At 64.6% G+C, this 10177-nt stretch carries 8 protein-coding genes and 1 pseudogene; 4 read left to right on the forward strand and 5 right to left on the reverse strand.

The annotated features are described in order from the left end of the window. The 5 genes from EOC93_RS30345 to EOC93_RS30365 all read right to left on the reverse strand — a co-directional run. The coding region (locus tag EOC93_RS30345; RefSeq protein ID WP_127206471.1) for an extracellular solute-binding protein at positions 1-811 on the reverse strand (811 nt) is incomplete at its 3' end. A 96-nt stretch (positions 812-907) separates the two neighbouring features. After that, positions 908-1987 carry a LacI family DNA-binding transcriptional regulator gene (locus EOC93_RS30350; RefSeq protein ID WP_095484995.1) on the reverse strand — a complete coding sequence of 360 codons (1080 nt, stop codon included), beginning with the start codon at positions 1985-1987 and terminating at the stop codon, positions 908-910. A gap of 286 nt (positions 1988-2273) precedes the next feature. After that, positions 2274-4229 carry a Fe(3+)-hydroxamate ABC transporter permease FhuB gene (fhuB, locus tag EOC93_RS30355; protein ID WP_164759335.1) on the reverse strand — a complete coding sequence of 652 codons (1956 nt, stop codon included), beginning with the start codon at positions 4227-4229 and terminating at the stop codon, positions 2274-2276. A gap of 53 nt (positions 4230-4282) precedes the next feature. After that, positions 4283-5164 carry an ABC transporter substrate-binding protein gene (locus tag EOC93_RS30360; protein ID WP_245329836.1) on the reverse strand — a complete coding sequence of 294 codons (882 nt, stop codon included), beginning with the start codon at positions 5162-5164 and terminating at the stop codon, positions 4283-4285. A 7-nt stretch (positions 5165-5171) separates the two neighbouring features. Continuing rightward, entirely contained in the window at positions 5172-7331 is a 2160-nt protein-coding gene (locus tag EOC93_RS30365) for a TonB-dependent siderophore receptor (RefSeq protein WP_245329837.1), read from the reverse strand. Between the two features lie 231 nt (positions 7332-7562). On the opposite strand from EOC93_RS30365, the gene EOC93_RS30370 reads away from it, so the two are divergent. From EOC93_RS30370 to EOC93_RS30385, 4 genes and pseudogenes are all read left to right on the forward strand, one after another. Continuing rightward, a complete protein-coding gene (locus EOC93_RS30370; RefSeq protein ID WP_164547083.1) occupies positions 7563-8354 on the forward strand; it encodes an ATP-binding cassette domain-containing protein in 792 nt (263 codons plus the stop codon). A 28-nt stretch (positions 8355-8382) separates the two neighbouring features. Further along, a complete protein-coding gene (gene exbB / locus EOC93_RS30375) occupies positions 8383-9345 on the forward strand; it encodes a tonB-system energizer ExbB (protein WP_095485132.1) in 963 nt (320 codons plus the stop codon). Positions 9346-9360: 15 nt separating this feature from the next. After that, positions 9361-9819 carry a TonB system transport protein ExbD gene (gene exbD, locus EOC93_RS30380; RefSeq protein WP_095484999.1) on the forward strand — a complete coding sequence of 153 codons (459 nt, stop codon included), beginning with the start codon at positions 9361-9363 and terminating at the stop codon, positions 9817-9819. After that, positions 9819-10177: pseudogene (locus EOC93_RS30385) on the forward strand (energy transducer TonB); the annotation flags it as partial. The gene exbD and the pseudogene EOC93_RS30385, both read left to right, overlap by 1 nt.

Here is a 10177-nt window from a genome sequence, read left to right on the forward strand (position 1 = left end):
CCCAGATCCATTTGAACTTGTCGGGCGTCTCCTTGTTGAGCAGGTTGGCGCGGGTGTGCCAGATGTTGCCCATCACGACTTCGCCCTCGCGGAACAATTGCTGTGTCTGCGCGCCGCCTTCCCAGAAGATGATGTCGGCAAGCATCGGCTTCAGCTTCTTGAACGCCCGGTCGACATCGAGCGGATAAAGGTCGGCGGGCGCGACGCCGTCCGCCATGAGGACGAATTCGAGCTGGCCCTGGATCCATTTGCACATGGTGCGTTTGCCGGGGAATTTCGCCGTGTCGAAGAAGTCGGCCCAGCCGGTGGGTGCTGTGCCCTTGGTCGCCTCGGCGTCATAGGCGAGCACGTTCGAATAGACATAGTTCGAGACGCCGAACTCGCCGGCGAAATTCTCGGGCACCTGCGATTTGTCGACGATCGTGTAGTCGATCGGCTCGACCAGATTGCCCTTGCCCAGTGTCAGCGAGTCGATCATGCCGCCGTCGGTGGCGTCCCAGATGACCTTGCCGGACTCGACCATGGCCCTGATTGTTCCGACCGCTGGCCCGGCCCCGTCGATCACCACTTTCATGCCGCTCTTCTTGGTGAAGGGGTCGCCATAGGCCTTGGCGAAGGCGTCCGCCGCGGCACCGCCCCAGTTGCAGACGACGATTTCGGAGGCGTCGGCCTGGGCAACACCCGGCTTGAAGGCGGCCGCAAGTCCGAGGCCGCCGAGGGCAAAGAGGAAAGATCGGCGATCGATCTCACCGCGGTTGAATTTTTCCAGCGCGATCTGCGCCGCGTCTTGTGCGAAATGCGAGATTGTCATTTTTCATTCTCCCATTGTTGATGGTGACTGCATGTCTTCGCGGATTTAATCCGTCTCTGTTGTCTTTCTTGGCCATGATCTTTTCGGGATCATGGCCTAGATTCCCACTCTTGCCGGCGGTCGATTTTCCGCTGAGGCGTTTCCTGCCAGTTTCCAATGCGCCTTGCGCGGCGCGGCCACGGAGTGGCGCACGACAAGCTTCACCGCGACCGGCGCCACGTCCGGAATCTCGGCGCCGTTGATGTGGTCGATCAGCAGGCCAACCGCCCGGCGCCCGAATTCCTCGGCGGATTGGTGGATGGCCGTCAGCGGCGGATCGAGAAGATCGACATTGCGGATGTCGTCGAACCCGACCAGCGACAGCTCGGCCGGCACGGTGATGCCGAGCTTGCGGCAGCCTTGCAAAATCCCCAGCGCCAGCATGTCGGCGGAGGCGAAGATGGCGGTCGGCGGATTGTCGAGTGCGGCGAACTGCAGTATGGCACGCAGGCCTGACTGTTCGTCGTAGTCGCCGAAGAAGACGTGATCGGGATTCACCCTCAGGCCGCTATTCTTGAGACTGTCCTTGAAGGCGCCGAACCGTTCCCTGCTGCTGAGCAGCGCCGGCGGGCCGCCGACGAAGGCGATCGTCTCGTGCCCATGCGCCAGAAGATGATCGGTGGCAAGCTGGGCGCCGAGACGGTTATCGGCAAACAGTCGCGGCGCCATGGCGCCCGGAACATCCTCGTCGACCAGGACGACGTTGCTGCAGGCATTGATCTTCTCGACGAGCGCGCCATCGTCCGGATGGTTGGTCATCAGCAGGATGCCGTCCACCTGTGCGTCGTCGATGCGCGACAGGAAGGCCAGTTCCTTGGCGGCGATGTTGCGGCTGTTGAACATCACCAGGCTATAGCCGAGACGGCTCGCTTCCTCTTCCGCCGAACTCGCGATGGCGGCGAAAAATGGGTAGGAGATGTCGGAAACGATCAGGCCGATGGTTTCGCTGCGGCCTTTGCTGAGGCGTCGCGCGATGGCGTTGGGGCGATACTCCAGCTTCGCCACGGCGGCTCTGATGCGCTCGCTGGTTTCCGCGGGCAGCTTGATACGGCCGTTCAGGTGACGTGACACGGTGGTGACCGAGACGCCGGCCGCGTGCGCCACATTCCTGATCGTCGATGCAGCGGGCTTTTTCATCGGAGGCTCGGCCACATTCCTTCAACAGTGCAAACGTCTGCGGCCCTCATATCGACTTCTCCCAACAGCCGAGAGTTCAGCATAGGCAACAGGGTTTGTAAACCGCTTTACTAAACCGGTTTCGTGAATTTGCGATCTGTCTTCGGAAACATAGGGTGGTGCCGCCACTAAAATTCGCGGCAGGGCGTGGTCGTGTGCTGATCCCTAACGGAGCCGGCTAACAGTGGGATCTTCCGACGCTATCTGGCCGCCAGCCGGTAGCGCTTGACGGTGCGAAGGCCAGCGCTCATTGCCGGCCTTTCCACATCAGCACCATGAAATAAGGCCCTCCGACCAGGGCAGCCAGCAGGCCCGCCGGAATCTGCCATGGGAAAATGAGCGTCCGGCCGGCCCAGTCGGCCAAAACAAGGATCATCCCGCCAACGATCGCGGATGCGAAAAGCGGCGGCAAGGCGCGTTGGAAGCCGAGCATGCGGGCCAGGTGCGGCGCCATCAATCCGACGAAGCTCAGCGGTCCGATGACAAGCGTGGCTACTGTCGTCGGCACCGCAATAAGCACCAGGAGGATGACCCGAACGCGAAAGAGGCTAAGCCCGAGCCCGCGCGAGGCGGCTTCTCCAAGCGGCAGGATTTCCAGCCAGCGGATTGTGAGGGGCACGACGGCCAGCAGAGCAATTGCCGTCACAGCTGCGATTGTGGCATCGGCGGCGGTGGCCCGGTAGGTGGAGCCGGATAGCCAGCCGATGAGCGTATCGAGCCGAGGATCGCCGCTGGCGAGCAGCACCGCCGAGAATGCCGATGCCATCGTCGCCACGGCGACACCGGAAAGCAGCAGCCGATCATTCGCGATGGGTTGCCGGCGGCCGGTCTGCGAAATCATCGCCAGGCTGGCCAGAGCCCCGACGAGACCGGCCGCGATCATTGCCGGGCGGCTGACATCAGAAGTCGCGACGAAGAGCAGCAGGATGCCTAGCGAGGCGCCGCCGGAAACACCCAGCACCTCGGGCGCCGCCATCGGATTGCCGGTCATCCTCTGCATCAGCGTGCCGGCCACGCCCAGCATCATGCCAGCGGAAACTGCGACGGCGATGCGAGGCGCCCTGAGCGGCAGGAGGTCGGCAAGTTCGGCGGCCGAGGCCACGTGCCAGCCGGCCGCGCCTCGCCCGACAACAAGCGCGGCGCAGAGAAGAAGCGCCATCGCGAGGAGGCCGGCCAGCAGATAGACCCACCCGCTTCGCCTGCGCACGGAAGACAGCATGGCGCCGTCCCGATCCGGGCTGGTGCGCAATTTCGGCAGGAGAAGAAACAGCAGCGGCGCACCGAGGAAAGCAGTCGCCACGCCTGCCGGGATTTCGGAGGTGAACGGCACGACCTGCACCAGCCGGTCGGTCAGCCACAACAGCGCGGCGCCCGCTAGGGGCGCCCAGATCATGCGCTGGCGCAAGGTCCGTGCGCCGGCGAGCCTGACCAGCGCCGGCGCCGCAAGCGCCACGAAGCTGATGACGCCGACGGCTGCGACCACCATGCTGCTCAGCGCGACGGCGACAGTCATCCCGGCCAGCCGTGTCACCACGGGTTTCGTGCCGAGGCTTTCCGCACCCTCGTCGCTCAGGTCCAGAAGCCGTAGCGGCCGGAGCAGAACGAAGGCAGCAATGCCGGCCACCGCGAGCCATGGCGCGAAGCCGAGCACCACGGCGTCGCCGTTCTGGATCAGCGAACCGCTCTGCCAGATGAAAAGCTCCTCGGAATATTCGCGATTGGCTGCCATCAGCAGAGCGCTCGCCGAACTGCATGTCAGGCTGACCACCAGGCCGGAAATGATGATCGCGACCGGCGAGAAACTCCGGCCCTGAGCCAGCGCCAAAACCGCCAGCGTCGACAGGGCGCCGCCGGCGAGCGCCGCCCATTCGCGACCTTGCTCCAGCATCCACGGCGCGTAGAGCGTGGCGATCGTCAGGGCGACGGTCGCGCCTGCATTGGTGCCGATGGTCGTCGGCTCGGCGAGCGGATTGCGCAGCACCTGCTGGAGCAGCGTGCCGGTCAGGCCGAGCGCCGCGCCGGCTAGCAGGCTGATCGCCAGACGCGGCAGAAAGGCATGGCGGTAAAGCAGCTGCCGCGGATCGGCAAAGTCCGTCGCCCCGAGCGACTGCCACCACATGTCGGCGGGCAACAGGCGCAAAAGCCCGGCTGCGGTGAGATATGCCGCGAGCACCGCCGGCACGCCGACGAGGGCGACGAGCATCCAGCCGCCTGCCACGAAACGAGCACGAGGGCCGGCCGTGGACTGCATGACGGTCATGCCCGGACCAGCAAATTTGCAAAACGGGCAGCGGCGGCAAGTCCGCCAAACGGCCATACCGGCGGGATTGTCCTTACGTTGCCGGCTTTGACGCAGGGAAGATTCGCCCAGAGGCTGCTTTGGTCGATCCTGATCTTCACATGCGGCGGGATCGGATCGAGGGAAATCACGCGAGCCTCGCCGATCGCAACCAGCTCTTCGATGCCCAGCATGGAAAACCCCCAACCATCGGTCGGCGCCGTCCAGGCATTGGTGAGGCTCAGCCTGTCGAGCACGTCCTGGAACAGACCGCCCTTGCCGTAAACACGGACGTGGCGGTCGTCGAACATGCTGACCACAGCGAGCGGCTGCTTTGCCCGTCCTGCCAATTGTGCCCTGATCTGGGCGATTGCCGCCGCCGTCTCCTGGATAAGCCGCTGCGCCTCAGCCTCGCGGCCGAGCTGCGAGCCAAGCTTCAGCGTTTCAATTTCGGCCTGGCGATAAGGCGCTTCGGCACCGTCGTAGAAGGGCACGGTGTGCACTGGCGCGATCCGCTTGAACGGAGCTTCGTCGAGCCCGAAGCCATAGGCGCCGGTGATCAGGTCGGGCTTGAGTTCCAGGAGCAGCTCGAGATTGGGCTCGCCGCGCGAGCCGAGATCGATGCAGCCGGCGGGAAGAGCCGGACCCACGACCCAGTCGCGGTAACCCTTGACGTCGGCGACCGCGACTGGCCCGATGCCGAGCGAGATGACCATCTCGGCCGAGGTCCATTCGAGGCAGGCGATCCGCGGCGGCGGTGCCGCACGCGCCAGATCGCCGCGCAGACCGAGGCTCGTCGCGGCCAGGCCGGCAAGGCATCGGCGCCGCGTCAGGGGTGCCAATTGGGTCCGGGCCTGCACGCGAGGGTCACCATGTGTACTTCACCGAGCCCTTGATCCGGCGCCCCTCGCCATAAAAGCAGCCGAAGCTTTCTGCGAAGCAGGAGGCGACATAGCGCTTGTCGAACAGATTGCTGACATTGAGGTTCAGCTCGGCGCTCTGCCATTTGTAGTGGAGCGCGGCATCGACGAGCGTGACGGCCGGCACCTTGAACGTATTGGCGTCGTCGCCGTAGGTCGAGCCGACATAGCGGATGCCGGCGCCGAGCCCGAGGCCCTCCAGCCTGCCGCTGCCGACAGTGTAGTTCGCCCACAGCGAGGCCGCGTGTGTCGGCACGCCGAAAGGCGTGTTGCCCTGGTTGCTCGTTCCATCCCCGTTGATGCTGGTCGGACTGGTGATCTCGGTGTCGAGATAGGTGTAGGCCGCCCTGAGGTCGAAGCCGGAATCAAGGCTCGCAACGCCTTCCAGCTCGATGCCGCGCGAGCGGATCTCGCCGGTCTGGAAGATGTCGTCGGGTCGGCCAACGCCGTCATAGCGCACGACATTCTGCCGGGTCAGGTCGAAGGCCGAAACGGTGACGAAGGAGTTCCAGCCGACCGGCTGATATTTCAGGCCGATTTCGTACTGCTTGCCGGTTTCGGGGACGAGGGGATTGCCGTTGCTGTCGGGGCCGGACACCGGCTGGAACGATTCGGAATAGCTGACATAAGGGGCAAGGCCGTTGTCGGCGAGATAAAGCAGGCCGGCGCGGCTGGTGAAGGCGTTGTCCTTCTGGCGGGGATCGAAAGCGCCGGCCAGATTGTCGTAGACTTTCGAGTCCGCCCAGTCCTGGCGTCCGCCGAGCGTCAGCCGCCAGTTGCCCAGCTTGATCTGGTCCTGCGCATAGAGGCCGACCTGCGATTGAGTCGTGTCGGTGTCTGTATAGGGCGTCATTTCGCCGACCGGGTAGCCATAGACCGGGTCGAAAATATTGAAATCGTCGCCGATCATATCGTTGCTGGAGGCATCGTCGCGATAGGTGTAGCGCTTGTAGTCGAGGCCAATGAGCAGCGTGTGGGCGAGCGGCCCGGTATCGAAATCGGCTTGCGCTTGGTTGTCGATGGTCACGCCGCTGAGCCTGGTGCCGCCGGCATCGGCATAGCGGGAATAGTCGCCCTCATCATTCAGAAGCCCGCCTCCGAAGACGCCTTCCTCATAGTGCTTCAGATAAACATAGCGGGCATGCTGGCGAACCTGCCATGTCTCGTTGAAGCGGTGATCGAACTCGTAACCGATCGACGCCTGGTCATTGTTGTAGGTGTCGAAGTCCGGTTCGCCGACGAACATGCTGTTCGGCAGATATTTCCCGTCCTTACCCGGCCTGATCGTGCCGTATGCCGGTAGGTACTGCATCGCCCAGCCGGAGCGATCGCGCTGATAATTAGCGAGTATCGTCAGGCTGGTATCGGCATCCGGCTGCCAGGTCAGCGCCGGGGCGATGAAGATGCGGTCGTCCTTGACGAAATCTGTCTGGGTGTCGCCCATATGGGCGGCGCCGGTGAGGCGGAACAGCAGCGACTTGTCGGCGTTGACTGCGCCGCTGAAATCGAACTTTCCTTCATAGCGGTTGAAGCTCCCGGCGCCGAGCTCGACCTCGCGGAGGTTCTCCTCGGTCGGGCGTTTGCTGACGTAATTGATGATGCCGCCAGGACTTGCCTGGCCGTAAAGAACCGACGCCGGCCCGCGCAGGATTTCGTAGCGTTCGGCGCCGTAGGAATCGAGCGCGGTGAACAGCGTGAAATTGCTTTCTTTGAGCTGCAGCCCGTCCTTGTAGAAGACGCCGCTGGAGTTCGAAATGCCGCGCATCTGCAAGCCGTGGCCACGATTGTCGGTGCCGTAGAGATTGCCGCTGGCGCCTGGAGTATAACGCAGCGCGCTGTTCAGGCTGTCCACCGCCTGCGCTTCCATCTGGTCTCTGGTGACGACCGATATCGACTGCGGCGTCTCGATCAGCGGGGTGTCGGTCTTGGTGGCGGTGGAGCCCTGGGTGGCGACATAGCCGTCGACCGTTCCAAAGGCGCTTTCGACGCGTTCCTGGACATTGATCGGGTCGAGAGTGGTGGTCGCCTCCTGCGCGACGGCATGGCCGCCGCCAAGCAGCACAGGCAGCGACATCGCCGCGATCAGCAGGTTTCGGCGCGCAGGCATTTCATACCGGATTCTTCCGCGACCAGAACCACTCACCATCTCGGCCAGCCCTACTTTTTCGAATTTCGACGCAGATCCGGCGCGTCACGACATTTTGTTGACTCAAAAAGTCATCTTCATTGTTGACTAGTAAAGTCATGTTTCATAGTCAACCGGGCATCGGCGCCGAAAACCGGATTGCCGAAACCGATTTCGGAAATGCGCGCGCGAAGCCGAAGAGAGGCCAACACCGTGGCTGGAACACATGCCCAGACTGCCTTCCATGTCGATGCGGTGCGCTTTGCTGTCGGCGAGCGGACGCTGCTCGGTCCTGTCACACTCGAGCTGCAACGCTCGCGCGTCTATGGGCTGATCGGGCACAACGGCTCGGGCAAGTCGACGCTGATCAAGCTCTTGGCGCGCCAGCAGCCGGCAAGCTCGGGCGGCATCACCTTCGCGCAGCGGCCGCTGGTGCAGTGGGGCGCGCGCGAGCTCGCCCGCGCGCTCGCCTATCTGCCGCAGACGACGCCGGCGGCGACCGGTCTCACCGTGCGCGAATTGGCGACGCTCGGGCGCTATCCCTGGCATGGCGCGCTCGGCCGCTTCGGGCATGAGGACAGGCGCCATGTCGACGAGGCGCTTGTCCTGACCGACATGGCTGACTTCACCGACCGGCTGGTGGACGAATTGTCCGGCGGCGAGCGCCAGCGCGCATGGCTGGCCATGCTGGTGGCGCAAAATGCCGGCGTCATGCTGCTCGACGAGCCGATCTCGGCGCTCGACATCGCCCATCAGGTCGAGGTGCTGGGGCTGGTCAGGGCTCTTAGCCGCAAACGCGATCTGTGCGTCGTCGTGGTGCTGCACGATCCCAATATGGCGGCGCGCTACTGCGACGAACTGATCGCGCTGAAGGATGGCAGGCTGCTGACGCGCGGCACGCCGGACCAGATCATGCAGGGCGACGTGCTCAAAGGAATTTTCGGTGTCGAAATGGGTGTGTTCGCGCACCCCGTCACCGGCCAGCCCATCGGCTATGTGCAATGAGGCCACTGTGAGAATGAGGAAGAAGCCCTTGTCCAGACATGGTTTGTTCGCCGCGTTGGTCGCATCCGTCATCCTGTCGGCCGGCGGCACTGCCGCCCAGGAGCAACCGGGCACGGCCGCCCAGGAGCAACCGGGCGCGGCTCCGGCGATCGAGGCGCCCGCTCCCGCGCCGCCGGCGGAGGCCGCGCCAAACGCCGTCGTGCCGCAGGTGACGCAGCCCGGCGTGACCACGCCCACCCAGACCACACCCATCGAGACTGGTCCTTCGGCGGCGACGTCCCTGACCCTGCCGCATGATCTGTCGCCATGGGGCATGTTCATGGCAGCCGACATCGTCGTGAAAGCGGTGATGATCGGGCTGGCATTCGCGTCCTTCGTCACCTGGACGATATGGCTGGCCAAGTCGCTGGAGATCCTTGGCGGCAAGCTGCGCGCACGCCGCGCGGCACAAGCCATCGGCAATGCCGCCACGCTGAACCAGGCCGGGCGCGCGCTTGGCCACAATGGTGGTCCTGGCGCCCTGCTGGTGCGGGCGGCGGAGGAAGAGGCAGCGCTTTCGGCCGGCTCGCTCGACCATGTGTCCGGCGACGGGCTGAAGGAACGGGTCACCTCGCGACTGTCGCGCATCGAGGCGGCGGCGGCGCGGCGCATGTCGCGCGGCACCGGCGTGCTGGCGACGATCGGCTCGACCGCGCCGTTTGTCGGCCTTTTCGGCACCGTCTGGGGCATCATGAACGCCTTCATCGGCATCTCGCAGGCGCAGACCACCAATCTCGCGGTCGTTGCCCCGGGCATTGCAGAGGCCTTGCTGGCCACCGCGATGGGCCTTGTCGCGGCGATCCCGGCGGTGGTCATCTACAACGTCTTTGCGCGATCGATAGCCGGCTACAGGCAGATCCTTGCCGATGCGTCGGCGGGGGTCGAACGGCTGGTCAGCCGGGATCTCGATTTCCGCACGGTCGCGCCGGCAAAGTCGATGGCCGCGGAATGAACACGGAGCGACGCCATGGCGGCTAGAATTCGAGAGAACATCGACGGCGATCTCGAGGAAAACCACGAGATCAACGTCACGCCGTTCATCGACGTGATCCTGGTCCTGCTGATCATCTTCATGGTCGCGGCACCGCTGGCGACGGTGGACGTCAATGTCGACCTGCCCGGCTCGACCGCGACGCCGGCTCCCCGGCCGGAGACGCCGCTGTTCCTGACGCTAAAAGATGATCTCAGCCTGGCAATCGGCAACGATACCGTGCCGCGCGAAACTTTCGCCGCCACGCTCGTCGGCAGGACAAAAGGCGACAGGCAGACGCGCATCTTCCTGCGTGCCGACAAGGCGGTCGGCTATGGCGATCTGATGGAGGTGATGAACCTTTTGCGCGGCGCCGGCTATCTGAAGATCGCGCTGGTCGGCCTCGAGACGCTGCCCGGCGATGCCGCGGCGCCGCAAGACGGAACGGGCCAATAATGTCGCCGGCGGCCGCCCTGCCTATGGCCGATCAGCGCCGCTTCGGCATGCGTGAGATGGCATGGTGGGCGGGCGCGGCTGCGCTGGTTCTGGTGGCGCATGCCGCTATCGGCTATGCGATGCAGGGCTGGCGGCCGGCCGCGCCCGATGGCGGGCCGCCGCAGGCGCAGCTGATCGAATTGTCGCCGATGGCGTTCACGCCGGCCATGCCGGCCCCGATACCGGACGAGGTGACGCCCGATCAGCCGGATCCGGCCGAGGAGCCCGAGATAGCCGAAACGGAGCCTCCGCCCGAACCGCCCGTCGAGCAGGCAGAGCCGGTCGTCGAGCCGTCGGAAACCGCTCCGGCCGATGCAAT

Origin of the sequence: Mesorhizobium sp. M6A.T.Ce.TU.002.03.1.1 (genome assembly GCF_003997275.1) — a bacterium.
Classification (GTDB): domain Bacteria; phylum Pseudomonadota; class Alphaproteobacteria; order Rhizobiales; family Rhizobiaceae; genus Mesorhizobium; species Mesorhizobium mediterraneum.

What these genes read in the sequence shown, in the direction of transcription:
- EOC93_RS30365 (WP_245329837.1), bottom strand. Translation starts at nt 7,331, where the DNA reads ATGCCTGCGCGCCGAAACCTGCTGATCGCGGCGATGTCGCTGCCTGTG.
- fhuB (WP_164759335.1), bottom strand. Translation starts at nt 4,229, where the DNA reads ATGCTCGTCGCCCTCGTCGGCGTGCCGGCGGTGCTCGCGGCATATCTC.
- exbD (WP_095484999.1), top strand. Translation starts at nt 9,361, where the DNA reads ATGGCGGCTAGAATTCGAGAGAACATCGACGGCGATCTCGAGGAAAAC.
- EOC93_RS30350 (WP_095484995.1), bottom strand. Translation starts at nt 1,987, where the DNA reads ATGAAAAAGCCCGCTGCATCGACGATCAGGAATGTGGCGCACGCGGCC.